This window comes from Parabacteroides sp. AF27-14 (genome assembly GCF_003635425.1).
Classification (GTDB): Bacteria; Bacteroidota; Bacteroidia; order Bacteroidales; family Tannerellaceae; genus Parabacteroides; species Parabacteroides distasonis.
The window spans coordinates 35,809-62,490 of the sequence record NZ_QTLZ01000025.1 but is presented as its reverse complement, the minus strand read 5'-3'; the positions used below and the strand labels follow the sequence as shown (position 1 = coordinate 62,490).

Below are 26,682 nucleotides of genomic sequence, written 5' to 3'. Positions count from 1 at the left end.
TCTCTATTTTAAATTCCAACTGAAAACAAACACGCGAAATTAGACATCCTGACGATTACTAATTCACAAACAAGCATTTACAATTAAAACATCTTCATATATTCTTTTCACAGTAAAGAGTCATTTATTTCATAGTTATGACTTTTTATTTCATAGTTATGATTTTTCCAAATCATAACTATGAAATTTTCAATACAAAAAAACATATAAAAACGTGGATCTAAATCTATCGTCCGGAAATGCCACAACTACGAATTTCTCAGTTCAGACAGGATAGAAATTTCAAATTAAAAGTTAAAGCACAGGTTGTCGAAAAAATAAAAACCCTAAAATATGAACGTTTTCAAACTTTTTAGAGGCTCTCTATGTTTATTATGAGATAAAAATAAAAACCTATGCGATTTAAACTAATAGGCCTCATCTGTCTTATAATGCAGTGTAATTTATCTTGCACTCAACACATTATAAACAAAGAAACCGTCCAGACTTTGGATTTACACCGCTATATGGGGAAATGGTTTGAAATAGCACGCTTTGATCATCGCTTTGAGCATAATCTCGTAGGGGCTACCGTGGAATACTCATTTCTCCCGAATGGAGATATAGAAGTTGTTAACAGCGGATATTGGGGTAATTTTTCCGGTTCCTTCAAACGAGCGAAAGGTATCGCCAAAATAACAGATCCTACGTGTCCTAGTAAATTAAAAGTGTGTTTCTTTATGCGGTTCTACGCCGAGTACAACATTATGGAAATTGACGAGGATAATTACTCATACGCTCTCGTAGGCAGTAATACCTCAGACTATTTATGGCTACTTAGTCGTACGCCTACACTCCCAGAAGAGGCTATTCTCTTTTTATTGACTAAGGCCAAAGAAAGAGGATATAACACATCAATGCTCAAATGGGTCAAACAAAAACATGAAAATCAAAAATAATTTCTTCAAATTTCGCTATAAGCATTGAAAATATTCAACTTATGGCTAATTTTGTTGTTATAATATAAAAAGCGTTGTTTTATGAAAAAAATATTACAAGAGTTTAAGCAGTTCGCCATGCGAGGTAACGTAGTGGACATGGCGGTAGGTATCATTATCGGTGGTGCCTTTGGAAAGATCGTATCTTCTATCGTAGCGGATCTGATCATGCCGGCGGTAGGTTTACTTGTAGGTGGCGTCAATTTCACGGATTTAAAAATCACCTTGAAGCACGCTGTAATGGAGGGAGACAAGGTGATCTCTCCGGCGGTCTCCATTAACTACGGAAATTTCATACAAGTGACACTGGATTTTATAATCATTGCTTTCGCCGTCTTTTTACTTGTCAAAGGCGTTAATGCTTTAAGCAAGAAGAAGGAAGAAGCCCCGAAAGCTCCGGTCGCTCCCCCTGCGGATATCCAATTACTTACCGAGATTAGGGATTTACTGAAAAATAACAAATAAACACCAACCTTATCGGTTGACTTGCTGTTTCATAATTACAAAAAATAATGTTTTAACTCATAAAAAGTAGTAGTTATGAAAAATGTATTATTCGGTTTAGCCGTAGGTGTAGTTGTTGGTTACGTACTTCGCAGGATGGAAGATCAAGGACAGTTCGAATGTCTGGAGAACGAACTCCACGGTCTTACAGATAAGGCGAAGAAAAAAGTAAAGGACGTGGTAGACACGGGTAAAAATCAAGTCGAATACGTCAAAGACAGAGTAGAACATATGGTTGAAAAACCTAAAAGTAATTAATCGACCTCCCTGTATTAGGGTAAGAAAAAGAAGCTATCACAAAAAAAGTCAATGATAGCTTCTTTTTTTTTCATTTTAGATGTAACGTTTTTTCAAATCCATTCGTCTTATAAGAAAAGAGTATAAATTAATTACACTTCATATGAGAACAAGAATGATGGCCTTATTTGCGTTGATCGCTTTTTGCGTGATGCCTATCGAGGCGAAGAAAGTAAAAGGGAATGGGGATATTATCACGAAAGAAATCTCCGTCAGAGACTATTCAGCGATAAAAGTCGGCTCAACCGCCATGGGGTATAGCGACAGTTGGTTCAGCCTATTCAGTCGTGGAGGAAATCCGTCGTACGTTTTCGGGTATACGCAAGGAGAATCAGCGTCCTTACGAATCACGATCGACGAGAATTTATATCCTTATATAAACGTTCAAGTAAAAAATGAAGAACTTTCAATCTCCACAGAGAATGGTACACAATTAAGCCCTACCCGATTTAAAATAGAGGGCACTTCCAAGAAGCTGGAAAAAATCCAGATGTCCGGTTGTATGGATTTTGTCCTGAGAAGCGCTTTATCCGGAGATGATCTGGAAATTATAGCGACAAGGGGTAGCGACGTGAAAATGGAGAAACCGGTCAACGTATCTAATTGCATAATTGAAGCGACCAGCGGTAGCGATATTATCATCAACGATCTTACTACCCGAATAATACGAGGCCGTGCCAGCGGAGGTAGCGATCTCAAGCTTACGGGAAAAGCGGAGAACGGCGAATATTCCGCCTCAGGTGGCTCGGATATCAAGGCTTATGATCTTATCTTAAACCAGTTGGAATGTTCCGCCAGTGGTGGCTCCGATATTTATACGCACGTAACCGATTATATCAAGGCTTCGGCAAGCGGAGGTAGTGATGTACATTACAAAGGTTCGGCAAGATCGGATACATCCACTTCCGGAGGAAGCGATATTATAAAAGAGGGTAATTAACACCCTCTTTTTTTACCCTCTTATACGTTGAATTTTATAACAAAAGTACTTCCTTTTCCAACCGCGCTATCAACAGAAAGTGTTCCTCCATGAGCTTCCACGAAGTCTTTACTGATAGCCAGCCCTAGACCACTTCCTTGTACCTTCGTTCCCGGCACACGGAAATAGCGATCGAATATACTTTGATGATATCGGGGATCAATGCCCTTACCGAAATCTTGCACATAGATCTCCACGCTATGATCTTGCTGGCGGGCACCGATTATGATACGGCCATTCTCCGGGGTATAATGAATTGCGTTCGATAATAGATTCGTCAAGACCCATGCGATTTTCTCGCTATCCACGAAAAGCTTGGAAATCTTCTCCGGGTATTCCACCTCTATATGGCAATTGAAGCGATCAGCTTGCACTTGGTTCGCCTTTATCGCATACTCGATCAATTCGATCGGTTTGGTGATTTTCGGATTCAATTGTAGCTTGCCGGTCTCCACCTGCGTCATTTTCAATAGCTCACTGGTAATTTCCAGTAATCGATTACTACTTTCCTTGATACTTTCCGCCAGTGCTTTTTGCTCGTCGTTCATGACTCCCACACGGGCATCCTCCAACAATTTCAGGCTCATCATGATCGCCGATATCGGAGTTTTCAATTCATGGGAGATCGTCGAGATAAAAGTGGTCTTAGCGGAATCCAACTCCTTAAACTCCGTGATGTTCTTCAATAAGATCACGTCGCCCACATACTCCTCCGCCTCGCCATTCTCCGACACACGGATCGGTATATATTGCACTTGAAAATAACTTTCCTTATTATCCGCGTAAATTTTAAGCGGCTCTTTCTTCTCGCTCGGCTGGATCAGTTCCCGAACTAACCTGCGAAGCAAATCGTTCCGTAAGGATAATTCCGAGGCAGACTTTCCGATCACGTTTTCCCGCTTGAGATTCAAGATCGTCAAAGCCTCGTTATTGGCGAAAAGAATCTTACGATCCCGATCCAAGCCTATGATTGGCTCCGTGATACTATTCACGATAGCCTCTATATATTTCTTTCCTTGAATAATATCCGCCAACGTACTTTTCCGGTATTCCGTAAGCCGTTCCGCCATCCGGTTAAAGGATTTCGCTACCCCCTCGAATTCATCATATTTAGCGAGATCCAATCGTTTCTCGTAATTATGGTTAGCGATCTCCATGATACCGTCCATCAACATACGGATAGGGGTATTTATCGAACGGGGGAAACGTATTAAAAAAGCGAAAGCGACCACCATACAAGAGAGGCCAATCCCCCAAATCCAAAATAAAGCCTTTTGAGACGTAGACTCCGCCACTTGGCTTTTCCTGTAGATAGAAGCCATATTCAAACTCATGACTTGATTTAAGGCGAGACGTACACGACGGATATTCTCCTCATTACGCTCTTTCGCCAATTGCTCGTATTGAGCGACTAGATGTGAGGTGGCCACGTTCTCATCGACCTCCGTGATATTCTTTTTCTGTAGCCCTAGGTTTTTCTCGAAATCGGCTTGAGCCGAAGGATCGCTATCGATTCGTTCCAGTGCATCCAGCATCCGGCGTGAATAGAGTAAAGAATTATAATTATCGGCCAATATGTTCCTTGTGTCGGCAGACATATCGGAGATGTTCTTTACCGATAGACCTCCCAGCAAAACGATCATGGCAAACAGCAGCCCGATTCCGTATCTTAGTTTTGTTTTAATCTTCAGACTCATAGGTGATGTATTTTAAGCGATTATTATTAAGTTTACGTTCAGCAAAGATAAACTATTTAGCAATGTCCGTTTCTCCTTACATATCTTCAAGATGCTTTCGGGTATACATAATAATGCAGAATATGAGATTAAAGCCCATACTCCTCAATCTTCCGATAAAGAGTAGTGAGGCCTATACCTAGAAGGCGGGAAGTTTCGGTTTTATTGCCTTTTGTGTATTTGAGCACTTTTTGGATATGCATTTTCTCTACGCCACTCAGGTCAAAACCGCTATAAGATTCCGTACTCGCCGCAGAGGAGGTTTGCATATTCAAAGGGAGGGCATCCAAGGTTAAGGTATCTCCATCGGCAATAATCAGACTACGCTCAATTGCATTACGCAACTCACGTACGTTACCTTTCCAAGCTCGTTTTTTCAGGGCATCTATATATTCGGGCGAAATTGTTCGGATATTCTTTCCCATCTTGGAGGAAAAAGCGGAAACAAAGGCTTTTATATGGAGAGGGATATCCTCGACCCGTTCACGAAGCGCGGGAAGATGGATCTGGAAAACGGAAAGCCGATAAAATAGATCTTCCCGGAAATGCCCTTGCTCGATCTCTTTCTCTAAATCACGGTTGGTAGCGGCAATAATTCGTACATCCACTTTCGTTGGTTTCGTATCGCCGATCTTGATAAACTCCCCGGTCTCAAGGATACGGAGCAATTTCGCTTGCAAGTCGAAAGCCATTTCCCCGATCTCATCCAAGAAGATCGTACCTCCGGAAGCTTCCTCAAACAAGCCTTTTGTCTCTTTCAAAGCACCGGTAAAAGCCCCCGCTTTATGACCGAACATCTCGCTTTCCAATAAATCCCGACTAAAAGAGGAACAATTGATAGCGACAAAAGACTTCCCTTTCCGGGAACTATGTTGATGGATGGATTGAGCAAAGACCTCTTTTCCCGTACCGGTCTCACCAGTCAACAGAACTGGAACCTCCGTAGCCGAGACTTTCTGAGCCAACGCTATCGCCGCTTGGATAGCGGGTGATTTACCGACAATCGTATCAAACGAATATTGCCTCCCGACGGACGTAGCTTCCTTCTTTTGCTGTTGATAAGCGGCAGAAGCTTTCTCCATCGCTTTGGCTACCAGAGGAATGATCTTATTATTATCATCCCCTTTCGTAATATAATCGAAGGCTCCATTCTTGATTGCCTGTACGCCATCCGGAATATTACCATGCGCGGTAAGTAGGATGATCTCGGATAGAGGGCGGAGTTTCTTTAAGTCCGACACCAAATCCACGCCATTACCATCCGGCAAGAACACATCGCACAATACCACCTCCGGCGAATGTTGCTCCATCTGCCTCAGCCCCGCCTTACAAGTAGCAGCCTGTAAAACCTCGTATCCCTCCAAACCGATAATGCGTGAAAGTAAACCTAAAATCTGCTTCTCGTCGTCAATAATTAAAACTTTGCCCATACACCGGAGTTATTTGTTTGGGCACAAATGTACGCTTTTTACCTTTTTCCCAAAAGCATTAAAGCATACATGTTAACGCCGTCTTATTTAAAATCGTCACCTTTCTCCTTGTAATGCTGATAAATCCCTCATCCACCAATCTCCCGATTTCCTTCGATAAAGCCGGGCGGGTAACACCAAAATACTCTGCTAACTGCTCTTGGGTATGTTCTAGTTCCACGACATTCGAATCCTTTTGCTGATGTTCGAATAAGTAATAAATAAAGCGGTTCCGGATGCCACGAAACGAAAGCACCTTCAAACGAGTCATCGTACATTTATTACAGCTAGTACTGACGCAAAGGAAATTATGCAGGAATAACGGCATAGAATGCATTAAGGTAAATACAGACTCCTTGGTGCCCTTAAGCAATACCACATCCTCGTCGACGGTAAAAGTAGCGGGGAATTGGTTTTTCTCGGAAAAGATATGAGGCGTAGCGAACGTGCGTGGAGCCTGTATCGTCTCCACGCGCACGATGTTACCTGATACGTCCAAAACATCCACGTTCAATTTTCCCTCCAATAAAACATGAAGGGCGTTACAAGTCGTCCCTTGATGAATTATGGTTTTTCCTTTTGGATGCTCCTCTACTGTATATTCAAGTTTATCCAAAAACTCTTCCCGCATCTTAAGCGTAAAATTCTTAAAAAGCGGGATTTTAAACATATCGGTTATATCCATCGTATCTTGTTTTGAAAAAAGGTTTACTCCTGCAAATATACCCTTTTCCTTGAGAACTGTTACCATTTCGTCGTGAATATAGTTGGATTAATATTTATTGATAACCAACCCCAATCTTGCCAATGAGACGGATTTCCACCCTTCACGGCCTCCATGGTATTCGTACCCAACATCGTAGAATATCCCGCGGATAATTTCACGTCTTTCATAATTACCCAATCCACTTGGAAATCCAATTCCGAACCTAAACCTTTACTCAATTTATCATTACCTTCGTATACGTCGCCCGTGATGGAGAAATAATGATAGGCTAAAGACAGGTTTACCTTGGAAGAAGGTTTATAAGCTACATTTATCTGATTATCCCATAAACCCGGATTCAATCCGTTGACAAAAGAGGAGGCGTAGAAATAATCCATGGCACCATAAAACTTATGATGGGTTCCGTACAGAGGATCAAACGCCTTATATTTCCCGTCGGCCCCATCCGAGCCACTCAGATAATCACTACCTACACCGATCTTCCATTGCGGATCGATTTGATAAGCGGCGTTTACCGCCCATAAGAAAGCGGAAACATCCCGTCCGCTTTTCGTCTTGCCGAATTGATAATAGATAGTACCACCTATCGTCCAGTTACTAGGCGTATAGATTAAGTTCGTTCCTAAGGTTTGCAGGTATTTTGTATCCGAGTTTTGTTTCTCGGCATTACCGCCTTCCATCCCTAAGTTCATAAACAAGAAGGATGCGTTAAAACTCTTGTCGAAGAGATGCTTATACCAAAGGGTTTGCATCGTTTTATAGGGTTGCGCACCCGGAGCGTAATACGTTCCTCCGATCGTTTTCTCATCATTCTGGTTGAATGCGAGAATTAAATGCAGTTGATTATTCGTGTTCTCGTAGCCTAGCTTCAAAGCATCATGATAACGACCGGCCACGTTCCAATCCAACGCCCCCATGATACGCTCGTCATCGTATACCAATGACTGGCGACCTAACTTAGCGAAGAAACCCGATCCGAAATCCAGCTTCGCCCACGCCTCATTCAAGATAAAACGGCCATTCTTATCGATCTGAGGATCCTGTCCCCATACTCCAACATGTTGCGCGGACAAGCCGATAGACAAACGATCCCGCTCATACCCCAAAGAAAGGCGGGCACGGTTATTGATAAACCCGGTGGACTCGGCATCTTTAGGCCGGGGGAATAAGACCCCGTTCCGGTACTCGGCTCTCGGACGTATCTGTACTTTCATCGAGAACGTGTTCTCTTTCGTATTTTGTGTTTCTTTCGCTTGCGCGAAAAGGGCCACGGAGAGCAAGCCCGCTACTAAAACAACTAGTTTTTTCATATACCTCTGATTTTAATTATTCCATATTATAAGTATGTACACTATATCCTTGCGCGGAGGGTAGATAATTCACGCCAACCCAACACACCTGTAGCAAAAGAAAAGAGAAAACCAAAAGCCCCAACGCCGCTGAATAACGCAAGCGGTGGTGAAGGCGATAATGGATATAAATCAAGTACCCCAACCAAGTGGCAGCCGCCCATGTCTCCTTCGGGTCCCAATTCCAATAATGCCCCCACGCCTCCTTGGCCCATAAAGCGCCGAACAGCATCCCAATCGTGAGAAAGGCCATACCGACATATACCAAGTTATCGCATAAACTCATCATCCCCTCGTCAATCCCCTTCTTCCTCGCACGGATCAGCAGGTAAATGGCGATAAGGGCAGCGGCGCCCAGCATGGCGTAAGAGAACATATAGACTATCACGTGCGGAGCGAACCACGGGCTTTGCAAAGCGGGCATCAAGGTCTTGTTATGTATCTCCGGCTTAAACAGATTGACACAGATAAAGACAAAGGCCAACAATGTACTAAAGGATAGTATCCATTTATACCGCCAACGGACATAAGTGATCACGCCCGCCACCGGCAAGAAGAAAGAATACCATAGACGAGTCTCGCCCATCGTACGCAAGGGCGGCCTCTCCAACGAGATCCACATCCCTATGATAAAAGCGGAGAATATAGCCAAGCCAAACACGGTCCAAGCGACAGCCCCCTTGGAAAAAGAAGGACGATAAGCCAACCATGCCCCACCTATCCAGCAAAATAACGCCGGAGCGGCGAAATAAATAAAGTAACTCCAATCCATACTATTCTTTTTTTACGGGAGCGGACAGGAATAATCCGATCGCCCCGGCTATCATCATCAAGATCCCTGTATAAACGATCGGCAACCATGGATCTCTCACCAACTCAAATACGCTCATCCGGCTCCATTTACCTTTCGTCTCGTCGTAACTCAACTGGTAGATTTTCCATCCGGCGATAGAGAGCGGCTTATTCACCTCGATACACGCCTCCTTGGTCTGTTTATCTTTCGTATAGACCATAACGTCCGAGGCAAAGCGTCTCGGTTCCCGTTCCGGCATCACCATGCTAACCGCATCATCCAGCTGGAGCGATATATATGGGAAGATATAGCTGCCACAACTCACCCAGCCTTCCTTCTGCCGTCCGGTAAGTTCGTTACGTGCTTTTACGTATAAAGCGGAGGTTGCCCCCTCGGAGTGAAATTCCACGAAGTTTATCGTATCCTGCCCCATCACGCAAGCCGCCATCGGTAGTGAACGGGTAACCTCAACCTTCCAGCCTTGCAGGTTTCCGGCTAAGGGAATTTCCTCCACCAATATGTTCTCGGGTTGCTTTTCAGGAAGCGCTTTTCCGGTCGTATTGTCGATTAGCATTAACTTAGGAGGATATTCATCAATCGTAAACGAACGAAGCTCGATGGCAAGCGGTAGTTCTATCATCTCGTTCTTCTCGTCCGAAGCCCTCCACTCAGGATTCTCCAGCGGAACCGTCATCCGTAAACGGCGTAAATCCCCGTTTCCCAAGATCGCCGCCAGCAGCGTGATAAATAAACCGACATGGTTCAGCATAAACGGAACATCCCTCCAGCGAAACGATACGATACGCTTCAATGTGACAAAGCCCAAGACAAACAAGAAATAGAGAAACAGCAGGATAAAAGGCCACGACATCGTAATCCGCTCGATACCCGGACCCACAAATCCCATAACCAACACAACTGACAAAAGAGCCGATAAAGAGGTAATGCTCGCCGTTAACCCGGAAAACCACTGGACAACCGTGATTTTCCGGCCAACAACAAACCCTATACATAGAACCAACAGAAAAATCAATCCTCCGGCCACATTCACCGGATATTGGAACAACCCTGCCTGAACCGGGCCGGTGATCAGTTGCAAGCCAAATCCCGTAATCAGTAAACCGGCACAGATGACCCAGCCTTCAGCATATCCCCAAGGTTGTTTCCACATAATCAAATGTTCTTCGCTAAACGATTATTTTCTTGCGCCTCTTTCACCCATTGAGGAACGATTGTATTTAGGAATTTTTCCTTGGCGGTACGTTCAGCGGCCATATCCAAACCGATATATTGCTGAGCCTTTTCTTTCGTAGAGAAGTCCGGCATCGGAACATCATCCGTATAACCTAATTTCGCTAACACTTTCGCGGTAGCCAGACGAGCCTGCATCGCCTTATCCAATCCATTGCCTAATATCCTTTGAATCTCTTGCGGAGCGTGGAATGCGCCACCATGAGAAGCCACGCCGAAATCCCAACGCCATTGTGCCTGACGGATCAATTTCAATACATCTTTCATCTGATCCTCGGTAGCTCCCTTATCCCACGCGAACTTCGCCTCTACATGCGCTTTCGCCAACTCGGTCTCCAAACGGTTACGCATCTCGTTCGCCTTATTCTGATGCTCGTACACATTATTGCGTAAAGTCTCCTCGCTCTCACGGTGGCAAACCTGACACGTACGGTCGATCATAGCCAACGGGCTTTGGATATGGTGGTCACTATATTTCACGCCCCCCTCGCTCTTATACGGCATATGGCAATCGGCGCAAGATACACCCCGCTGCGCATGGATACCCATCTGGGAGATCTCATAATCCGGATGCTGTGCCTTTAAAATCGGAGCACGGCTTAGCTTATGCGTATAATCGGCGAAACCGGCCTCATCGTAATAAGCCTCCATATCCTCAACCGTAGAACCTTTATCCCAAGGGAAAGTCAAGTATTTACCATCGCCCTTGAAATAATATTCCACGTGGCATTGCGCGCAAACCAAGGAACGCATCTCTTGTTGAGTCGCTTTCGTGATGTCCTTGCCTTGACGCTGGAAAGCCTCGATCAAAGCCGGGCGACTGATATGCAGGTTCATATTCTCCGGCTCATGGCAATCGGCGCAACCGATCGGATTCACGATCTCTTTACCCAGAGAAGCCCATTTGCCCTTATAGAAATTATCCACGCCCATCGCTTGCATCATACGGGGAACATCCGGGCTTTTGCAAGTCCAGCAAGTAGCCGGTTGCGGCCCCTCGTTCTCTGTCATCGGAGCGCCTACACGCAACGTGTTACGCATATCCTCGATCGCATGCATATGCCCTCTCGGGGTAGAATAATCCTTAGAGAAAGCGTAACCAGCCCAAAGGATCACCATTTCCGGACGAGCCTCCAGAACATCGACCGCCTGATTTCCATTGTATAAACTCTTGAAACTCGTATCCGCCGTAGCCTCCCAAGTCTGGTACTCACGTGGATAATTCGATTCGAACTTATCATTGCGAGCCTCGATTCCTGTGATCTCCGTCTTCTTATTATTCATTACGCTAGTGACCTCCGCATGTCTCTCGTTCACGGAAGCAGCGATCATACCCAAAACAAAAACAACGACCATGGTTCCTCCAAACAGCAACCAACCTTGCCATGATTTTAATTTCTTTTCCATAACTATACTGATTTATTATTATTTACTTAGCATATCTTTTAACCAGTCCGGCGATACGGACTTCGGATAAGGCACCAACGCATTCGGTGTAGAAGACAGGCTGTTCGTACCTCCGTGCGGCACCTCGCGATGGCAATCCCAGCAAGCTTTCCCTTCTCCCGCCATTGCCATCTCATGATCGATCCTTCCGGTATTCACGAATTCCGTATTCAATTGCATATGGCAACGGATACAGTTATTCATGATTACCTCCGCGCTCTCGTCGATCGCCTGTATCACTTGCGGTTCCCCTCGCATCATGAATACCGAGGCGTGGCGCATTCCGTCCATACCTTTGAAGAACCACTTCTTCACGGCGTTCTCGTGCGGCACATGGCAGTCGTTGCAAGTGGCGTTACGGCTGTGCGAGCTATGATTCCATGTAGCATAATAAGGGCCCATAATGTGGCAATTCACGCAAGTAGCCGGGTCGTCGGACAAATAAGTCCACGCCCGGGAAGCATATAAGGTATAAGACCCCAGCCCGCAAAGGACACCTCCGGCTATGATAGCGGCTAGTTTCCAAGTTCTTGTCGGGAACAGCGTTTGTATTATTTCTCTTATTTTCATACCGCTGATTCTTTAATATTGGTTTATGAGACACAAATATCCTAAACTTGCGTGTAGGAAATTGTAATAAATATTACATTGCACGAAATTTTATGCGTAAAATGAAAAGATTGTTATTTATCTCGGTCTCCGCACTCCTTTTATGTTCTTCGTGCGTGAGTAAAAAGAAATACCTCCTTGCCGAGAACGGCCGGTTGGAGGCGATCGGACGTGGCGACGCCTTGAAGGAGGAATTGATTAAATGCAAGGACGATAACGACGCGCTCAACAACCGGATCGCCGCCTTGATAAGGGATACGACCACAATGGGGCGTGATATCCGTAATTACCAGACCATGTTGAATACCAATATGGGTGAGCAGGACAAGCTGAATGCCTTGTTACAGCAAAAGATGAGTGAGCTGGACGAGCGTGAGCGTACCATCAACGAGCTACAGGATATGATGAACGCACAGAACGCAAAGGTACAGAATTTGTTGAGTAGCGTGAAAGACGCTTTGCTGGGTTTCAACAGTGATGAGCTGACCGTAACCGAGAAGAATGGTAAAGTATATGTAGCCATGTCGGATAAGCTTCTGTTCCAATCGGGTAGCGCAAAGGTCGATAAACGAGGCAAGGAAGCGTTGGCTAAGTTGGCCGAGGTGTTGAATAAGCAAAACGATATAGACGTTTATATAGAGGGCCATACGGACAGCAAGCCGATCAATACCGCCCAATTCAAGGATAATTGGGATCTAAGCGTGATCCGTGCGACCTCCGTAGTACGTATCCTTACCAAGGATTACGGGGTGAATCCGCTACAGATACAACCTTGTGGTCGTGGGGAGTTTATGCCGGTCGCTGATAACGAGACCGCCGATGGACGTAGCAAGAACCGCCGTACGGAGATCATCATGGCTCCTAAGTTGGATAAGTTGATGCAGATGTTGCAGTGATAATGTATTGTCAAGCTCCGGGTATTATCTACTGCCGGAGCTTGGCTAAAACGTTCACTCTTCCAAATGATAGACAACACACCGATACCTCAATTCCGATGGTTTACAAGGAATCCATACATCCATATCCTCTCCATTCGCGGAACGAATGATATGGAGGAGAGCCGTATCATACATATCTGTCCTTTCCCCGACAGAGACCGATCCCCCTTGAGCGCACGACCGGATATGGAACTGAACATCCGCAAGATCATATACCTCAGATCTAAGATAAGGATAAAAACCTATTATTGAACTCAATGTATCCTCCCAAACCCAAATACTATTTCCATCATCCTGATACGTATATTCCGTCCTTACCACATAGGACTTATAGGTGTAAGAACCCGTATAACCAAACTCATCCCCTACGTTATAAGGCAAACGCCCTTCACTAGTAGCCAGCTCATGCGCAAGAGTGAACCCTACAATATCCAAGGTATCACCACTTACGATCTCTATCGTCGGTTCAGAATGCAAATCATCCTTACCGAGATCTTCCACCCGTGAGCAAGCCACATTAAGGCCCATCATAAAAGCTAGACATACAACTATTAAATGTCTCATATCATTCTACATTTTTTAATTGATCAAAGTCTTCTATTCGGAGATAACGCCACTGCAACTCCTCCGGTCGTACAGGAAGCCAGCGATCGATCTTCTCTCCATCTGAGTTCTTCTCTACATATATTAAAGTAGGTACACGCCAGCACTTGCTTCTTATCCTTTTGCACGCCAAACGTACTGATAACGAAGCCATACGAACTCAAATCCTCCGAGAATCCAGCTTTCTCATCCCAAAAGTGTCCTATACCTATGTCATAAATGCTATCTTCCAATAAAACCACCCTTGCCTCATACGAGAAATAGAGATAAGAGGCATTCATATCAAACTCTCGCGCAACATCCCCGGGCAATGTTCCCCATTTCGCATCATACGCCTCACAAGCCGTGAAGCCCTTCACCAATATGGAATCCATCCCTAAGTCACCCCCCAGATGAATCGTATCCGGCCTTGAATATAAAGTCATCTGATTAGCGATTTTAACCTCATCATCCCCACAACCAGCCAGAAATAGAGCTATAAATAGCCCACACAAAAACAAACCTTTATTCATATCCACTCTCTTTTATTTTATTTAAAATGAAAACGATATAGATAAGCAGATATTACTTGAGCGTAACATTTATCCCATGAAACCCAAGCCTTCATACACAAGCCATACTGGTTTATTATCCGGATTCCATAAGTAAAAAACAGCATTCCAAATTTACCGCTTGCATTTGATAGCGAAATACAAGATATACAAGAAAGCGATCAACGGGACGATGAAACCCAGCGCCATATTCTCCTCGCCGATATATCCCATCAGCATCGGACTGAAAGCGCCGCCGGCGACTCCCATCACGATATAAGAAGAGGCTTTCTTGGTATAAACGCCCATACCTTCCAGCCCCAAGGCGAAAATCGTAGGGAACATGATGGACATGAAGAAAAAGGATAAATAAAGAGCGTATAGCGAAAGCGTACCTACGGAAGCCACCACCAAAGCCATACAAACGGCACTCAACAAAGAATACCAAGTCAGCAAGCGGCCCGGAGCCAACCACTTCATCGTAAAACTACCGCTCAAACGCCCGATCATAAACAAGGCCATTCCACCGAATGCCAAAATACGAGACGCTCGCAAATTACTGATACCCGGGTCCATCTCCGTCACGTAATTAATAAAGAACCCGAAGATTCCCGTCTGCGCGGCGCAATAACAGAATTGGGCGACCACGGAACGTACAAACTGCCTACGTTTCCATATGGAGGCAGCGGGTTTCTCCTCGACAATAGCGGTCACCTCCTCCTCTTCTTCCGGCTTAATCTCCGGCAACTTCGTGAAAAAGAAAAGCAACGCTACGAACAAGACGATACCACCTACCAAGATATAAGGTTTAGTCAACGCCATCGAATCTCCCTCCGATGCCCCGAATATCAACAAACCACCTACCAATGGCCCCAATATCCAACCTAATCCATTAAAAGACTGGGATAAGTTCAGCCGTTGCGCAGCGGAAGCGGACGGCCCCAATATCGTAGAATAAGGATTCGCCGCCGTCTCCAAGATACAAAGCCCGCAAGCGATCACAAACAAGGCGATCAGGAAAGGCGTAGCCGAATGCAAAAAAGCCGCCGGGATAAACCCGAAAGCACCGATAGCGAACAATAGCAAACCCATGATAATCCCTTTCCTATATCCGTAACGTTTCATGAACGCTCCCGCCGGCAACGCCATCAAGAAATAAGCGATATACGTAGAGAATTGCACCAAACCGCTCTCTGCCTTGGTCATCGTGAAGACTCCTTGAAAATGCTTGTTCAGCACATCCAAGAGTCCGTGGGCGAATCCCCAAAGCAAGAACAAACTCGTGATCAAGACAAACGGGACCAAATAAGATTTCCCTCCCGGGGCGGCCACCAGCGACTGTTTCTTTTGTTTTTCCATCCTTCCGTCTATTTACTCGCACCCGGCAATTTAAACATACATTCCATTAACTGCCATTTCTCCGACGAGGAGCTTCCCGGAGCGGCTTTCTGATACCTCGCCACGAAGTCCTCCCATTCCGCTTGCTTATCCATCGTCGCCAAACGGGCGAACGCCGCATCCCAATCAAAATCATCCGGCGTCTCCACGATCATGAACAACCGGGTTCCCAAACGGTAAATCTCCATATTCAAGATCCCTACCGCACGGATTCCTTCCGGTATCTCCGGCCAGATATGTTCCGGCGAATGCCAATAGCAATACTCTTTTATCAACTGCTCATCCTCTTTCAGATCCAAGGTCTGACAATATCTTTTCATAACATTGTTTTTAAAATGAAGTCGCGAAGGTACAAAAGTATCCTTAATCCAGATAAACATCTTCGCCCGGATGCTTATAATAGGCATACATCCGTTGGATCTGCTCCGGCAGCACACGCTCCAAGGACAACGGGGGCAACTCCTCCAATCGAAAGAAGCCTTTCCCCAAGATATCGAAGGTCTCGGTAAACGACCCGCCCTTCAACTCGCAAAGGATAAAAAACTTATATACATAATAAGGTATAGCGGGATGCGGATGCTTGCTCATATCCATCACGGCCAGCAAGCGGACCGGAAGCACATCCAAGCCCGTCTCCTCTTTCACCTCTTTCGCCGCTACCTCTTTCGGGGAATACCCCACATCGCTCCATCCGCCGGGCAACGACCAACATCCGTCCATTTTCTCACGGACCAGCAAAATCTCGTCTTTCTCGTTAAAGACAACCGCACGGATATCGACTTTCGGGGTTACATACTCTTGGGCCGGGCGGTAACCACTCGCCACATCATCGGGCTTCAATCCGGTAGCCAGAGCCGTTATTTCATCACTTAGGCGGCTCAACTCTTCATAACGTTCCGTATCGTACTCGCTTAATGAATAAACCAACCCCGTCTGAGACAAGGCCCGGATACGTTGGGCCAATAAAATCAATTCCTTACTTCTAGACATACAATTTTACTGTTTTAGATAACATGATCCTATGATATAGTTAATATGATTGGCGGAATCTCTCCGCAAGTCTATCGCCTCCAAAATAATGGCGGATGAATCCAGATCGATCCGGAGAAGATCGGGATAGACGGACTCTGGGATAGGAGCCAGCCGCGAAAGCCCGACTTTCCGCAATTGCCCGTCCAAAAAACCATCATAGGATTTTTGATAGACCAAGACATCCTCTTCATCGAAAACCGCAATCGTATCATTCTCCGCCACTAACCGAGCAGCATCGCTCATTTTATAACTCCGTAAGCTCGCCATTGTATTATATCCCCGGATATCAACCGGCTTATCCGAGGAAATATGAATATACTCCACCTCCCAAGACTTCTTTATCGGATCATCTTTTCGAGACATTTGGGAGATATGTTCAATATTTTTGGCCGTCATCCCCGGGATATAAGTTACGCTCGCCAGCAAAAGGATCGCCCAACAGGCTACGTATAAATAAGATGCCCAACGTTTGACGGAAAATAAAACGGCAGCCCCGGTCAATATCAACCCCACGACAACTAAATAAACCCTTGGTTCGGTAAACCCATACTCACGAATCCGATAAAGCGTGCCTATCCAAAACATCACCAACGCCGGAAACACGGCAAGGCTGGCATGATCATAAAACCAATCGTAATACCTCCGGGTAAGAAATACCTGACATCCTTTTAATATAAACGCAGCGGCAGTAAAACTTACCACTATAGAAGCAACCGCTCCCTTAGGCAATGACCACAGGACAGCGATCTTAATAAAATACAGATACAAGATCACCGCATAAATAAGCAATGCCGGAGAAAGCACATAGTTTAGCAAAACATCAAATAGCTTGCTCTTGAAAGGAAGCCAAGATCGCTCCCTTCGTTCATTAAACATCAAGAACAATAGTGGGAAAATGATGCTAAAAACGACAAAGGCCGTATAAGCGATTATTCTTTCTGCCTCATCTTGCCAGATCTCGAAAATATATTGGATTGACTTATAGATCGATCCGGATAACAGATAAATAACCACCGAAAGCCCGCCCGCATATAAAAGCGACCGGACAAAGAAAAGCGTATTTTCCACAAAGCGCTTGTTATCTTTCATCCATCCACTTCCCAAATAAACGAGTATCACAATGATCAACGAAACCAGATGCGTAGAAGAGAAAGATCGCTCTACCGGCATCATTAAAAAAGGAATCCATAACAACGCCGAGAAATAATACAACAAACGTCTCCTCATCCTCGCGCAACACCTGTTCAAGGTATAAACAAACAAGAAAACAACTGGCATATACTGTAGTACCATGTCGAAAAAACTACCCTCGCTTTCATAATCATAACATCCCATCGCACAGACCAAAACCGAAAGCGACACCTCTACCGGATGGCTCTGTACCGCAGCTTTCATTCGCAGTCCAAACAGCTCTATCTTTTTTCTCATATACGAACCGATTTACTATTAAAAACGTCTAAAGATAAAAGTTATTATCCAACCCGTCATTCTATCGTGCCAAAATAACGTATATTATGCCAATATTACAGATTTCCGTTTCATTGTATTTTATTCCAGTTTCTAAAAGATATTATTCCCTGCACCCGCATCCCCCGAATCATAAGTTCCCCATGCGTGGGTTAAACCTTATTCAATCTCTTTTATCCGCATTAACACACACATTATCAGATTGGCATGCCATTTGAAGTATCTATAGCGAATTCGAGATTAAAAAGGACGAGTTCAGAAATAAGAATAGTAAATAGAATGTTTAACTAATAATTGGAGGACTGTATTATGACACCGATGAGAAGAAGTCAAAATTGGTTACCGTATGTATTCAATGATTTATTTGACAACGACTGGATGATAAAAGCAAACTCTACAGCTCCAGCCATCAACGTGATAGAATCCGATAAGGATTATCGAGTTGAGGTAGCCGCTCCCGGTATGACGAAGAATGATTTCAACATCAAGATCGATGAGAACAACAACTTGGTCGTATCTATGGAGAAAAAAGAAGAAAAGAATGAGGATAAGAAAGACGGACGCTATCTGAGACGCGAATTCTCTTATAGCAAGTTCCAACAAACCATGGTTTTGCCTGACAATGTAGAGAAAGACAAGATTGAGGCGAAGGTTGAGAACGGCGTCTTGAGTATCAGCATACCGAAAAGAACTGAGGAAGAGGCTAAAATGGCCGAGAAAGTAATCGAGATCAAATAACCTCGATACACTTTCCTTCGTAAAAACTCAACAAAACCGATAATGGCTTGTTCTATTTATAAACAACATAAAATAGAATAAGCCATTATGATTTTAAGCAGAAAATTATCAGATGCTCTCAACGAGCAAATCAACATGGAGATGTGGTCATCCAACCTATATTTATCCATGTCGGTACATTTCACTCAGATAGGGCTGGATGGTTTCGCGCATTGGACGTTAAAACAATCGCAAGAGGAACTTGAACATGCCTATAAAATGATCGATTACTCAATCAAGCGTGGCGGACAAGTGACGATCGGAGTAGTTAATTCCGTTCCTACAGCATGGGGAGAGCCGTTGGAGATTTTCCAGCATATCTACGAGCATGAGGTGCATGTATCCGGATCAATCGACAAGATTGTCGATATCGCTTCCGAAGAGAAAGACAAGGCGACACAAGATTTCCTATGGGGCTTCGTCCGAGAGCAGGTAGAGGAAGAGGCTACAGCGAAAAATATTGTCGAGAAACTTAAATTATACGGAGAACATCATGCCGTATTAATGGATCATCGATTAGGAAAAAGATAAACGAATACCTGCTTGTCATGCCTATAAATGGGCCTAAAAAGCCATGTCGTCTTCTTGGGATGGCATGGCTTTTTTATAGAGGTCAAAGCCCTAAAGCCTGACGAATCGCCTCACTCCACAATTCGCCTAACCGGACCGCTCCTTTCTCATTCGGATGAAGATAGAACACTCCGGCGTTGCCCTTCTCCGCTTGGAAATCCGTTAAATGTTTTTCCTTAAAGTAATCAAATCCTTTCGTATCTCCCAGAAAGACTTGTCCGGGAAAATGAGACGCATAATAATCGACTAATCGTTGTATTTGCGGATAATAATCTTGGAGCCTTCGCAAGCCTTCTTCCAAATATTTAGCTCCATTATACGTATTCGGGCTATACCATAAAGGACGATGTACCACAATACGGCAATTCGGGTATAAAGCTAATAAGCGATTGATAATTGTCTTCATGTTCTCATAATACCGCTCGGGCGCTACCGGGCAGCCGTTCGTGCCTTCTATCGCGCTATCGTTCGTCCCCAGCATAATAGAGAACACCAAATCCGCCCAAGTCTCATCCTTAAATTTATCGGCAGCACGTACGGCCCACGGGAAGAGCGTATTCGTATCCGGCAAATAATCAACGGTAGTACAGCCGCTCTGTCCTCTATTGGAATACTTGACCGAAGCCACTTCCGGGCACTTGCTTAAAAACAACGCAGCCTTTACAGGAGGCGCATCATGGACAGGTTTCGGTAACCCGGCGCCAAACGTGATACTATTCCCGATAAATACGATATTCACATAACGTTTATTGTTTGCGGCTGAAGCAGACCAACACATAACGATACTTATTAAAATACATATGACTCCCTTAATTTGTCTCATGGCTCCCATTCAATTGATTCTCCTGCGAAGGTAAGAATAATTTGATTATCTCGGGATGTTTTTCAAGCCAAGCACGGGCTGATCGCGATTCCGTACGTGTCCCGTCTTCCATATAATACATCAATTCGCTCAGTTGTTCATCGGTTAACTTAAAGTTCTTGAAAAAAGAGGCTGCATATGGATCTTTCTCAGAGAATCCTTTCGTAGCGATAACCTCGATATGCTCCGAGTCTCCAAATTCCTCTTTCGGGTCTTCCAAGAATTTTAACGGATAACGTGAGAACATCCAATGAGGGGTCCATCCGGTAACCACGATCCATTCGTTCGCATCAATCGATTTCTTCAAGAAAGCAACCATCGTAGCCCCACTGGAAGATTTCAAATCAAAATCCAAAGAATAATCTTGAACCGCCTTATCCGCCGAGTTCATCAAACCGGCGCCGGCATCGATCCCTATAATCTCACCTTTAAATTGATCTTTATGGGCATTCAAATCCTCGATGGAACGAATGGTAACGTACTCCGGAACTACCAAGCCCAATTTCGCATGCTCATAAACCGTTCCGAGTGTCTCAAGCCGGTCCCCGTATTGTTCCATATAATCCGCATGGGTCACCGGTAACCATGCATCCATGAACACATCCGCTTTTCCCGAAGCGACAGAAGTAAAGATCGGGGCGATATCCGCATTTTTTAATGTTACCCGATATCCTTGATCCTCTAATATCACTTTGGCTAAGTTGGTCATAGCAATGCCCTCCGCCCAATTAGCGTACGCTATCGATATTTTCTTTCGATCCTTGCTATCCACACAACTGAAAATAAATTGTAAGGTCACCAAAAGCATACAGCATCCAATAATAATCGTAAATCGTCTCATATATCTATTTCTTTCTTTTCTATGTTTCTTATTTCTTTTGTTTATTCACTTTACCTTTCGCCCAGCCCTGCGTAATACGGTCCAAGATAATAGCCAAGATAACGACCGCTATACCTCCTTCGAAACCTAAACCTATTTTCATTTGGGTAATTCCTCGCAAGACAATCTCACCCAATCCTCCTGCCGAGATCATGGCCGCTATAACTACCATAGAAAGTGAAAGCATGATCGTTTGATTCACTCCCGTCATGATCGTAGGTAAAGCCAATGGCAATTGCACCTTATAAAGCAACTGAGAGGAAGTAGCGCCAAATGAGCGGGTAGCCTCCACAATATCGGCCGGGACTTGACGGATTCCCAGATCGGTCAGCCGTACAACCGGAGGCATGGCGAAAATCACCGTTGCGAAAGCGCCGGGTACCGGTCCCAAACCAAAAAACAAAACGGCTGGTATCAAGTAGACGAAAGCCGGCATCGTTTGCATCAAATCCAAGACCGGATGGATGATCTTATCCGCCCGATCACTGCGTGCGGTCCAAATTCCTAACGGAACTCCGATCATCAAGGCGATGATGGTAGAAGACAGTACCAAGGCCAAAGTCTGCATCGTTTCCACCCAGAAACCCATTCCGTAAATTAACAATAGACCCAATGCCGTGAACACGCCGACTCCTTTTCCTGCCTTGAACCAAGCCAACAATGCCAAGCCCAAAATCATCACATAAAACGGAATCCAAGTCAGCCCATCTTGAAAAGCATCGATAAATCCTCCGACCCCATCATTTATCACATCAAAAAAACGAGCGAAATGCTCAGTCAGCCAATTAATGGCAATCTCTATATATTTTCCTATATTTATCATAATTCTATCGCATTTTGAACAATTTGATCTATTTCCTCTTTATCCTTCCCCGTCATCTCGATTATAATCGATGAAGTAGAAACCAAGCCAGCCAATTGGTTGGCCTCATTAACGACCGGTAAGGCCTGCCGGATCTCCGGTAACAAAGGAAGCATATCCTCAACCGTCGTGTTTTCCAGAACCGAAGGAACCTCTTTCATCACAATCGACGAGAGATCATGATTCCCCGCTTTCCGAAGAGCCAAGACATCTTTCAAACGAACCTCGCCCAGAAATTGCCTATTTCCATCCACAACCGGCAATACATATAAGTTTTTCTCTTTCATTTTCCTCAACACGGTCTCCGGGCCATCTTTACGGATACGAGCGACAACCGGCTGGGTTATCATTATCGATGAGGCTGTAACGATACGTCCACGATCTACATTTTCCGTAAATCTAGAGACATAATGATTGGCCGGATCTGTCAAGATCTCCTCAGGGGTACCTACTTGCACGACCTCCCCGTCTTTCATAATGGCGATACGATCCCCCAACTTAATCGCCTCGTCAAGATCATGCGTAATAAAGATGATCGTTTTTTGCATCTTCTCTTGTAGTTTCAATAGCTCATCCTGCATCTGTACACGGATCAATGGGTCTAAGGCAGAAAAAGCCTCATCCATCAAGAGCACCTCGGGATCATTTGCGATCGCACGGGCCAATCCGACACGTTGCTGCATACCTCCAGACAACTCGCTAACCTTCTGGTTCTCGTATCCTTTTAACCCTACTAGGGCTACACTTTCCACAGCTTTCTGGTCTCTTTCTTTTTTAGGAACCCCTTGTAACTCCAAGCCAAAAGCGATATTACTCAATACCGTGCGATGGGGCAGCAATCCAAAATGCTGGAAAACCATAGCCATTTCCTTACGCCGTATATCCAATAATTCTTTATCCGAGGAAGTCGTTATGTTTTTTCCGTTGATAAAGACTTCTCCCAAAGAGGGCTCGTTCAATCGGTTAATACAACGTAACAGCGTAGATTTTCCACTTCCGGAAAGTCCCATTATCACAAATAACTCCCCTTCCTCAATCTTTAGGTTCGCATTACGTACAGCTACCGTGCAACCCGTTTCTTTCAAAATGTTTTGTTTACTTTTTCCCGCTACTAGCATTCTTTTCGCACGCATTTTCTCCGGGCCGAAAAGAATAGATAAATTCTTTATTTCTATTTTCGTCATATAAAATCCTTGATTACTGGTATGATACAAAAAGATTAGGCCATAAGTCCAGAATTTCTTATGGCAAAACATAAACCAAAAGCATATATAAGTTAATGCTTATTATGGAAATTGACTACAACCTAAATCATCTCTTATATAGACAACCGAATTTCAAAGAGTATTGTTCACTAGTTTTTCCAACTATTGGGTCTTTTCATAGGTAAAGTGAAAATAAATGTAGAACCAAATCCTTCTTCGGACATCACTGAAATATTACCGCCCATTTTTAATACCAGACCTTTACAAATTGCTAATCCCAATCCGACTCCTTGCTCAAAATCGCTTAATTGCACGAACCGAGCAAAGATATTATCCAATTCATCCTTGGGAATGCCACAACCTGTATCCGAAACATAAAACTTAATCATTTTCTCCTCAGCCTCAAGCGTATACCCAAACCAAATACGACCTTTTTTAGTATGCTTAACCGCATTCGTCAATAAATTCATGCAGATTTGCCATAATCGATTTCGATCTATATTAAATATGATATCGGGACATGCATCCAAGGTCATTTCCACCCCTTCCGGTCTACGTAATTGTATGGAGTTATATAGATCTTTCATAAAGGAAGGTAAATAAACATCCATATAAGTAAACGTCATCATATCAGACTCGATTCTGGAAATATCCAAAACATCATTTACTATACTTAAAAGTAAATCATTGTTCATCTTGATTAAACTAATATAATTTTGGCGCAATTCCGAATCCTCCTCCACTCCTAACAAATCAGAGAAACCGACAATAGCGTTCAACGGTGTACGGATCTCATGGGTCATATTCGCTAAGAAAGTCGACTTAAGCATATCCGCCTCCTCCGCTTTTTCCTTGGCTAAGATCAAGTCTTCCTCAAACTCCAATCGTTCTTGATCATCGATCATACAGCCAACAATCAAATTCGGGAAACCATTTTCATCCTTTTCATGCGTCTTACCGATCACCTCATAGATCCGATAGGTGTTATCATCGTTCTTTAGACGAAAATCTATTTTATATTCATCCAATTTATTCGTACGGATCGTATTGAATAGATAGAAAAAGTCGCCAGAATCGTCCGGGTGACGAAGTTGCGGCAAAGCCTGACAGATGAACTGATTACGTTTCAATAAACTATTGGTCGTGCCATAAAACTGGAAACAACGGTTACAATGTACTTTATCGCAAGACTTAAACCGGCTGAAATTAAAAGAATAAGTCGTAATCTTGCTATTCTGCAAAGCAAGCTCCATCATCATCCGACTTTCGGACAACTTACTGCTTAACGCCTCATTCGCTTTCTCCTGCTCAACGAGCTCCGATACATTCCGTATATAAATAATCACATACCGGTCATGTGCAGGTACCAACCGTAGTTTAAAATAAACGACCGGAGCGTTATGTCCCGGAATCGATAAATCTAAATTCATGATCTCCGACTTATTCAAGCAACTTTGCACGATCGTGGCCACACGACGCTTAGTCTCATCCGGATAAATGAAACCCGGAAGATCATCGATACGCCGATTGATCGACTCCGGCGTTATACAAGTCTCCACAGCATAAGCGATAATCCGCTCTACGATCAATTGCTTGTTTACCAAAAGGATCGTATCAGGAACCGCTTCCGCCATCTTTTGCGACATGTCCGTCAATTCCTTCAATTCCCGGTCATAACCGGCTGCCTCCTGCCCGACCGCCGGATTACCCGTTAATAATAAGGTATATCCAAGAATCTCTCTATTCTCATTCATTGAGGGGATGATAGAATACGGTACAGGCAAAGAACCGGAAACCACGCTTCCCCCACGCAGATATTGTTTTTGAAGATCGGTCAACAAATCTGTACGAAAAAGATTATTTAATAAGAAGTCCGCTTCATTCGTAAAAGGAAATTTCTCGTTTAAGGACTTATTTATATCAATTAGCGCACCGTTTTTATCATACAGAGCACCTCCCATGGGATAATATGTAAAAAAATCTGTCAGCAAACGCTGTTTTACCTCGGAAACCTCCATATACTTTCTTTATTAACATCAATAAGTTACAAAGAAATAAAATCTTTGAAAATCAGAGAAATTTTAAAGCATAAACTTTAGGTCTATTTCACAAGAAAATCAGTCTCTTTACTAAAAAGCAACAACAAACCTTCACTTACGCTTGTTACTTAACAAACAAATTAATTATAATATGAAAGCATTAATAGGTAAAAAGGCACCGGAATTCCACGCTCCGGCAGTAGTGAATGGCAATGAGATCATCGAGGATTTCTCTTTGGAACAATATGTAGGCAAGAAGTATGTAGTCATGTTTTTCTATCCGATGGACTTTACATTCGTTTGCCCGACAGAATTACATGCCTTCCAACAAAAGTTACAGGAATTCGAAAGACGTAACGTAGCGGTGGTTGGTTGCTCCGTCGATTCTCAATTTTCTCATTTCGCATGGTTAAACCAAGATAAGAATAAAGGAGGTATCCATGGGGTGACTTATCCACTCGTATCCGATTTTTCCAAAACCATCTCTGAAAACTTTGGCGTATTGGCCGCTGATTATATTACGAACGAAAGTGGAGAACTTATCTCCAGAGGAAATCCGGTCGCTTACCGGGGTCTGTTCCTGATTGACAAAGAGGGCTTGATCCGTCATTATGTAATCAACGATTTACCATTAGGCCGTAACGTAGACGAGGCTCTCCGTATGGTCGACGCCTTACAGCACTTCGAAGAATATGGCGAGGTTTGCCCGGCAAATTGGTCCAAAGGAAAAGACGCCATGAAAGCGACAAACGCAGGAGTCTCTAATTATTTAAGCCATCATTGATATATTGCAGGAAAGGGGGTTAGGCCCCCTTTTTTTATACTAATTGAGACAATCGTTTACACTTTCCCGAGATATGCGAGATATCTAGACGTAAGATATTAGTCCGGTAAAAAGATTTCTCAATATACTTTTCGCCGATCTCCTTAAACGCCGATGAATATTTATTCACGAGTAGCCGCAAGGCATACCGACGCTCTTCTTCCGGCAAATCCAAATGCATCTCTCCAAAAGCGATAGTGCTCTCGTAACCTGTCGTGAATTTTCCCGGAACGATTTGTGTAGCGCCAACTACCGTGAAACTCACTTTCGGGTTTTCTCGTAGACATTCCAGCTTATACCCTTCCGGAGCGCAATGGAAATAAATAGAATCCCCTTCCTTTACATAATTGATCGGGATTCCATACCCATACCCATTTATCCCCGACATGGCCAAAAAACCATATTCCGCCTCCTCCAATAAACGAATTGCCAACTCATTATCCAAAATCCGGTCTTTTCGTCTGATCTCTCTAAACATAGGTCTAATTTATTTATAAACGAGTATAATACACTAATCGTGGCAAATCTAAAAAAAAATAATATACATTTGCGTCATAAA

At 44.0% G+C, this 26,682-nt stretch carries 28 protein-coding genes; 8 read left to right on the top strand and 20 right to left on the bottom strand.

Annotated elements, in window-relative coordinates; all coding sequences use genetic code 11:
• Nucleotides 1-488: 488 nt before the first annotated feature.
• The 4 genes from DWY79_RS19185 to DWY79_RS19170 all read left to right on the top strand — a co-directional run bounded on the left by DWY79_RS19185 (nucleotide 489) and on the right by DWY79_RS19170 (nucleotide 2,718).
• Entirely contained in the window at nucleotides 489-938 is a 450-nt protein-coding gene (locus tag DWY79_RS19185) for a lipocalin family protein (RefSeq protein WP_233564015.1), read from the top strand.
• 81 nt (nucleotides 939-1,019) lie between these two features.
• Nucleotides 1,020-1,442 carry a large-conductance mechanosensitive channel protein MscL gene (mscL, locus tag DWY79_RS19180; RefSeq protein WP_005855329.1) on the top strand — a complete coding sequence of 141 codons (423 nt, stop codon included), beginning with the start codon at nucleotides 1,020-1,022 and terminating at the stop codon, nucleotides 1,440-1,442.
• A gap of 75 nt (nucleotides 1,443-1,517) precedes the next feature.
• Nucleotides 1,518-1,739: a hypothetical protein gene (locus DWY79_RS19175; protein ID WP_005855327.1), complete on the top strand. Its 222-nt coding sequence runs from the start codon at nucleotides 1,518-1,520 to the stop codon at nucleotides 1,737-1,739.
• A 142-nt stretch (nucleotides 1,740-1,881) separates the two neighbouring features.
• Nucleotides 1,882-2,718 carry a head GIN domain-containing protein gene (locus DWY79_RS19170; protein WP_009276823.1) on the top strand — a complete coding sequence of 279 codons (837 nt, stop codon included), beginning with the start codon at nucleotides 1,882-1,884 and terminating at the stop codon, nucleotides 2,716-2,718.
• Between the two features lie 20 nt (nucleotides 2,719-2,738).
• Here the strand turns inward: DWY79_RS19170 and DWY79_RS19165 are convergent, their stop codons facing one another.
• The 8 genes from DWY79_RS19165 to nrfH all read right to left on the bottom strand — a co-directional run bounded on the left by DWY79_RS19165 (nucleotide 2,739) and on the right by nrfH (nucleotide 12,098).
• Nucleotides 2,739-4,454 (bottom strand): ATP-binding protein, encoded by a 1,716-nt coding sequence (locus tag DWY79_RS19165; protein WP_122370090.1) that lies wholly within the window; start codon nucleotides 4,452-4,454, stop codon nucleotides 2,739-2,741.
• Nucleotides 4,455-4,582: 128 nt separating this feature from the next.
• Nucleotides 4,583-5,923 carry a sigma-54 dependent transcriptional regulator gene (locus DWY79_RS19160; protein WP_009018647.1) on the bottom strand — a complete coding sequence of 447 codons (1,341 nt, stop codon included), beginning with the start codon at nucleotides 5,921-5,923 and terminating at the stop codon, nucleotides 4,583-4,585.
• 58 nt (nucleotides 5,924-5,981) lie between these two features.
• Nucleotides 5,982-6,647, bottom strand: a complete 666-nt coding sequence (locus tag DWY79_RS19155; protein ID WP_034532394.1) for a Crp/Fnr family transcriptional regulator — start codon at nucleotides 6,645-6,647, stop codon at nucleotides 5,982-5,984.
• A 59-nt stretch (nucleotides 6,648-6,706) separates the two neighbouring features.
• Entirely contained in the window at nucleotides 6,707-7,999 is a 1,293-nt protein-coding gene (locus DWY79_RS19150; protein WP_122370088.1) for an alginate export family protein, read from the bottom strand.
• Between the two features lie 16 nt (nucleotides 8,000-8,015).
• Nucleotides 8,016-8,810 (bottom strand): cytochrome c biogenesis protein CcsA, encoded by a 795-nt coding sequence (gene ccsA, locus DWY79_RS19145; protein ID WP_008774423.1) that lies wholly within the window; start codon nucleotides 8,808-8,810, stop codon nucleotides 8,016-8,018.
• Nucleotide 8,811: 1 nt separating this feature from the next.
• Nucleotides 8,812-10,002, bottom strand: a complete 1,191-nt coding sequence (locus tag DWY79_RS19140) for a cytochrome c biogenesis protein ResB (protein WP_122370086.1) — start codon at nucleotides 10,000-10,002, stop codon at nucleotides 8,812-8,814.
• 2 nt (nucleotides 10,003-10,004) lie between these two features.
• A complete protein-coding gene (gene nrfA / locus DWY79_RS19135) occupies nucleotides 10,005-11,489 on the bottom strand; it encodes an ammonia-forming cytochrome c nitrite reductase (RefSeq protein WP_122370084.1) in 1,485 nt (494 codons plus the stop codon).
• A gap of 18 nt (nucleotides 11,490-11,507) precedes the next feature.
• The gene (gene nrfH, locus DWY79_RS19130) at nucleotides 11,508-12,098 is read right to left on the bottom strand and encodes a cytochrome c nitrite reductase small subunit (protein ID WP_122144798.1); all 591 of its coding nucleotides are present in this window, start codon (nucleotides 12,096-12,098) and stop codon (nucleotides 11,508-11,510) included.
• A gap of 101 nt (nucleotides 12,099-12,199) precedes the next feature.
• Between nrfH and DWY79_RS19125 the strand changes: the two genes are divergently transcribed.
• Nucleotides 12,200-13,033: an OmpA family protein gene (locus DWY79_RS19125; protein ID WP_011965889.1), complete on the top strand. Its 834-nt coding sequence runs from the start codon at nucleotides 12,200-12,202 to the stop codon at nucleotides 13,031-13,033.
• 54 nt (nucleotides 13,034-13,087) lie between these two features.
• Here DWY79_RS19125 and DWY79_RS19120 read toward each other — a convergent pair whose 3' ends face one another.
• The 6 genes from DWY79_RS19120 to DWY79_RS19095 form a co-directional block, all read right to left on the bottom strand.
• Complete coding sequence (locus DWY79_RS19120; protein WP_122370082.1) at nucleotides 13,088-13,639, bottom strand: MshD; 552 nt, start codon at nucleotides 13,637-13,639, stop codon at nucleotides 13,088-13,090.
• Between the two features lie 23 nt (nucleotides 13,640-13,662).
• A complete protein-coding gene (locus DWY79_RS19115) occupies nucleotides 13,663-14,190 on the bottom strand; it encodes a hypothetical protein (protein ID WP_233564014.1) in 528 nt (175 codons plus the stop codon).
• A gap of 153 nt (nucleotides 14,191-14,343) precedes the next feature.
• Nucleotides 14,344-15,567 (bottom strand): sugar MFS transporter, encoded by a 1,224-nt coding sequence (locus DWY79_RS19110; RefSeq protein ID WP_122370080.1) that lies wholly within the window; start codon nucleotides 15,565-15,567, stop codon nucleotides 14,344-14,346.
• Between the two features lie 8 nt (nucleotides 15,568-15,575).
• Nucleotides 15,576-15,926 carry an L-rhamnose mutarotase gene (locus tag DWY79_RS19105; RefSeq protein ID WP_005855294.1) on the bottom strand — a complete coding sequence of 117 codons (351 nt, stop codon included), beginning with the start codon at nucleotides 15,924-15,926 and terminating at the stop codon, nucleotides 15,576-15,578.
• Between the two features lie 43 nt (nucleotides 15,927-15,969).
• The gene (locus DWY79_RS19100; RefSeq protein WP_005855292.1) at nucleotides 15,970-16,596 is read right to left on the bottom strand and encodes an NUDIX hydrolase N-terminal domain-containing protein; all 627 of its coding nucleotides are present in this window, start codon (nucleotides 16,594-16,596) and stop codon (nucleotides 15,970-15,972) included.
• Between the two features lie 6 nt (nucleotides 16,597-16,602).
• Nucleotides 16,603-18,066 carry a DUF4153 domain-containing protein gene (locus DWY79_RS19095; RefSeq protein WP_122370078.1) on the bottom strand — a complete coding sequence of 488 codons (1,464 nt, stop codon included), beginning with the start codon at nucleotides 18,064-18,066 and terminating at the stop codon, nucleotides 16,603-16,605.
• A 348-nt stretch (nucleotides 18,067-18,414) separates the two neighbouring features.
• Between DWY79_RS19095 and DWY79_RS19090 the strand changes: the two genes are divergently transcribed.
• Both DWY79_RS19090 and DWY79_RS19085 read left to right on the top strand, forming a co-directional pair.
• A complete protein-coding gene (locus DWY79_RS19090; protein ID WP_005855288.1) occupies nucleotides 18,415-18,843 on the top strand; it encodes an Hsp20/alpha crystallin family protein in 429 nt (142 codons plus the stop codon).
• An 87-nt stretch (nucleotides 18,844-18,930) separates the two neighbouring features.
• Entirely contained in the window at nucleotides 18,931-19,413 is a 483-nt protein-coding gene (locus tag DWY79_RS19085; RefSeq protein ID WP_005865648.1) for a ferritin, read from the top strand.
• Between the two features lie 82 nt (nucleotides 19,414-19,495).
• Here DWY79_RS19085 and DWY79_RS19080 read toward each other — a convergent pair whose 3' ends face one another.
• The 5 genes from DWY79_RS19080 to DWY79_RS19060 form a co-directional block, all read right to left on the bottom strand.
• A complete protein-coding gene (locus DWY79_RS19080; RefSeq protein WP_121962498.1) occupies nucleotides 19,496-20,275 on the bottom strand; it encodes a GDSL-type esterase/lipase family protein in 780 nt (259 codons plus the stop codon).
• Nucleotides 20,262-21,155 carry a glycine betaine ABC transporter substrate-binding protein gene (locus DWY79_RS19075; protein WP_005855279.1) on the bottom strand — a complete coding sequence of 298 codons (894 nt, stop codon included), beginning with the start codon at nucleotides 21,153-21,155 and terminating at the stop codon, nucleotides 20,262-20,264. Before DWY79_RS19075 ends, DWY79_RS19080 begins: the two co-directional genes overlap by 14 nt.
• 28 nt (nucleotides 21,156-21,183) lie before the next feature.
• Entirely contained in the window at nucleotides 21,184-22,017 is an 834-nt protein-coding gene (locus tag DWY79_RS19070; protein WP_005865644.1) for a proline/glycine betaine ABC transporter permease, read from the bottom strand.
• Nucleotides 22,014-23,240: a glycine betaine/L-proline ABC transporter ATP-binding protein gene (locus tag DWY79_RS19065; protein ID WP_008781005.1), complete on the bottom strand. Its 1,227-nt coding sequence runs from the start codon at nucleotides 23,238-23,240 to the stop codon at nucleotides 22,014-22,016. Before DWY79_RS19065 ends, DWY79_RS19070 begins: the two co-directional genes overlap by 4 nt.
• Before the next feature lie 170 nt (nucleotides 23,241-23,410).
• On the bottom strand, nucleotides 23,411-25,279 hold the full coding sequence (locus DWY79_RS19060) for a HAMP domain-containing sensor histidine kinase (RefSeq protein ID WP_122370076.1): 1,869 nt from the start codon (nucleotides 25,277-25,279) through the stop codon (nucleotides 23,411-23,413).
• Nucleotides 25,280-25,451: 172 nt separating this feature from the next.
• Between DWY79_RS19060 and DWY79_RS19055 the strand changes: the two genes are divergently transcribed.
• The gene (locus tag DWY79_RS19055) at nucleotides 25,452-26,084 is read left to right on the top strand and encodes a peroxiredoxin (RefSeq protein WP_008774437.1); all 633 of its coding nucleotides are present in this window, start codon (nucleotides 25,452-25,454) and stop codon (nucleotides 26,082-26,084) included.
• Between the two features lie 34 nt (nucleotides 26,085-26,118).
• Here DWY79_RS19055 and DWY79_RS19050 read toward each other — a convergent pair whose 3' ends face one another.
• A complete protein-coding gene (locus tag DWY79_RS19050) occupies nucleotides 26,119-26,601 on the bottom strand; it encodes a pyridoxamine 5'-phosphate oxidase family protein (RefSeq protein WP_005865637.1) in 483 nt (160 codons plus the stop codon).
• Nucleotides 26,602-26,682 lie beyond the last annotated feature (81 nt).

Bases quoted from the DNA above. Each gene is read 5' to 3' on its own strand.
- DWY79_RS19125 (WP_011965889.1), top strand. From the start codon at position 12,200: ATGAAAAGATTGTTATTTATCTCGGTCTCCGCACTCCTTTTATGTTCT.
- nrfA (WP_122370084.1), bottom strand. From the start codon at position 11,489: ATGGAAAAGAAATTAAAATCATGGCAAGGTTGGTTGCTGTTTGGAGGA.
- DWY79_RS19120 (WP_122370082.1), bottom strand. From the start codon at position 13,639: ATGAGACATTTAATAGTTGTATGTCTAGCTTTTATGATGGGCCTTAAT.
- nrfH (WP_122144798.1), bottom strand. From the start codon at position 12,098: ATGAAAATAAGAGAAATAATACAAACGCTGTTCCCGACAAGAACTTGG.
- DWY79_RS19150 (WP_122370088.1), bottom strand. From the start codon at position 7,999: ATGAAAAAACTAGTTGTTTTAGTAGCGGGCTTGCTCTCCGTGGCCCTT.
- DWY79_RS19070 (WP_005865644.1), bottom strand. From the start codon at position 22,017: ATGATAAATATAGGAAAATATATAGAGATTGCCATTAATTGGCTGACT.
- DWY79_RS19155 (WP_034532394.1), bottom strand. From the start codon at position 6,647: ATGGATATAACCGATATGTTTAAAATCCCGCTTTTTAAGAATTTTACG.
- DWY79_RS19100 (WP_005855292.1), bottom strand. From the start codon at position 16,596: ATGTCTAGAAGTAAGGAATTGATTTTATTGGCCCAACGTATCCGGGCC.
- ccsA (WP_008774423.1), bottom strand. From the start codon at position 8,810: ATGGATTGGAGTTACTTTATTTATTTCGCCGCTCCGGCGTTATTTTGC.
- DWY79_RS19110 (WP_122370080.1), bottom strand. From the start codon at position 15,567: ATGGAAAAACAAAAGAAACAGTCGCTGGTGGCCGCCCCGGGAGGGAAA.
- DWY79_RS19055 (WP_008774437.1), top strand. From the start codon at position 25,452: ATGAAAGCATTAATAGGTAAAAAGGCACCGGAATTCCACGCTCCGGCA.
- mscL (WP_005855329.1), top strand. From the start codon at position 1,020: ATGAAAAAAATATTACAAGAGTTTAAGCAGTTCGCCATGCGAGGTAAC.
- DWY79_RS19065 (WP_008781005.1), bottom strand. From the start codon at position 23,240: ATGACGAAAATAGAAATAAAGAATTTATCTATTCTTTTCGGCCCGGAG.
- DWY79_RS19095 (WP_122370078.1), bottom strand. From the start codon at position 18,066: ATGAGAAAAAAGATAGAGCTGTTTGGACTGCGAATGAAAGCTGCGGTA.
- DWY79_RS19165 (WP_122370090.1), bottom strand. From the start codon at position 4,454: ATGAGTCTGAAGATTAAAACAAAACTAAGATACGGAATCGGGCTGCTG.
- DWY79_RS19050 (WP_005865637.1), bottom strand. From the start codon at position 26,601: ATGTTTAGAGAGATCAGACGAAAAGACCGGATTTTGGATAATGAGTTG.
- DWY79_RS19105 (WP_005855294.1), bottom strand. From the start codon at position 15,926: ATGAAAAGATATTGTCAGACCTTGGATCTGAAAGAGGATGAGCAGTTG.
- DWY79_RS19085 (WP_005865648.1), top strand. From the start codon at position 18,931: ATGATTTTAAGCAGAAAATTATCAGATGCTCTCAACGAGCAAATCAAC.
- DWY79_RS19160 (WP_009018647.1), bottom strand. From the start codon at position 5,923: ATGGGCAAAGTTTTAATTATTGACGACGAGAAGCAGATTTTAGGTTTA.
- DWY79_RS19080 (WP_121962498.1), bottom strand. From the start codon at position 20,275: ATGAGACAAATTAAGGGAGTCATATGTATTTTAATAAGTATCGTTATG.
- DWY79_RS19140 (WP_122370086.1), bottom strand. From the start codon at position 10,002: ATGTGGAAACAACCTTGGGGATATGCTGAAGGCTGGGTCATCTGTGCC.
- DWY79_RS19075 (WP_005855279.1), bottom strand. From the start codon at position 21,155: ATGAGACGATTTACGATTATTATTGGATGCTGTATGCTTTTGGTGACC.
- DWY79_RS19060 (WP_122370076.1), bottom strand. From the start codon at position 25,279: ATGGAGGTTTCCGAGGTAAAACAGCGTTTGCTGACAGATTTTTTTACA.
- DWY79_RS19115 (WP_233564014.1), bottom strand. From the start codon at position 14,190: ATGAATAAAGGTTTGTTTTTGTGTGGGCTATTTATAGCTCTATTTCTG.
- DWY79_RS19090 (WP_005855288.1), top strand. From the start codon at position 18,415: ATGACACCGATGAGAAGAAGTCAAAATTGGTTACCGTATGTATTCAAT.
- DWY79_RS19175 (WP_005855327.1), top strand. From the start codon at position 1,518: ATGAAAAATGTATTATTCGGTTTAGCCGTAGGTGTAGTTGTTGGTTAC.
- DWY79_RS19170 (WP_009276823.1), top strand. From the start codon at position 1,882: ATGAGAACAAGAATGATGGCCTTATTTGCGTTGATCGCTTTTTGCGTG.